General features: G+C 47.2%; 2 protein-coding genes. One reads left to right on the top strand and one right to left on the bottom strand.

All coding sequences use genetic code 11. From position 1 onward, the window contains the following. Positions 1-231 (top strand): substrate-binding domain-containing protein (locus tag AB4585_RS23335; RefSeq protein WP_372171162.1); only part of this gene is annotated, 231 nt, incomplete at its 5' end. On the opposite strand, the gene AB4585_RS23330 is transcribed toward AB4585_RS23335, so the two are convergent. After that, the coding region (locus AB4585_RS23330) for a U32 family peptidase (RefSeq protein ID WP_372171160.1) at positions 228-951 on the bottom strand (724 nt) is incomplete at its 5' end. The genes AB4585_RS23335 and AB4585_RS23330 overlap by 4 nt on opposite strands.

Below are 951 nucleotides of genomic sequence, written 5' to 3'. Positions count from 1 at the left end.
ATTAAAGCGCTGCATGATAGAGGGTTAAGAGTACCAGAAGATGTAGCGGTAATCGGTTTTGATGATCTCGCCACTTCGCGATATTTCACGCCGTCGTTGACAACGATGAGGCAACCCATAGAAGAGATCGGGGCAGTATGCGCCGAGTCTATGATCCGCATCTTAGAGATAGGGAAGCCGCTGACACCGCGACTTCCCCCTATAGAACTGCTAGTTCGCCAATCGACTTAACGCAGTTCAAGTCCTGCAATTTGATGCCAGTAACCATTACACTGGCGATCTTCAATGATAATCGGGCTTTCACCCGCTTCATTCGCCTTGAAGGCATCAAGATGCGTAAAGGTATCTACCCCAAGCGGACTCAAACGAACCACATCAACCAATCCTTCCATTGATGGAATGTCGTTCCCTAGGTTGTAGCAATAGCCTGACTGAGTTTGGATTCCGTTTAAATTAAAAACAGTCTGGCCTTCTTGGCTGTCCACTTTAAGACCAGTAGGGTACTTAATGCAGCAGGTCTCACAGTCATCTTTTGCCTTGTTTTCTGCGCGAGCGGTAAAGCAACGTGCGGAGTAGGCCAGAGGTAAATAGCCGTGACTAAATACTTCAACCTCGAACTTATTGCGAATACCAATCTCATCACACTGGTTCAAGGTATTGGATAGCCAATCACGAGACAACTCTACCGGCATACACCAACGAATCATTCCCTGTTTAAGGAATAAATTGAGCGTATGCGCGTTGTAGGTATTAACCGCAGGCCCTACAACAAAGGGCACGCCTTTTTCGTTGGCCAGTTGAATAGCAGAGACGTCATTGGCTTCAATAGCGAAGTCACCGTTATCGATGTACTTCTTCATGATGTTCACCTCACTCGGTGCTTCAAGTAACGCCATCGTGGAGAGCACCACTTGTTTGCCTGAATCGGCAAGCTCTTTGGCGATATCAAAC

The organism is Vibrio sp. 10N.222.49.C9 (assembly GCF_041474985.1).
Taxonomy (GTDB): Bacteria; Pseudomonadota; Gammaproteobacteria; order Enterobacterales; family Vibrionaceae; genus Vibrio; species Vibrio crassostreae_C.
The sequence above is the reverse complement of the archived record's forward strand: the minus strand, read 5'-3'. Positions and strand labels throughout refer to the sequence as shown.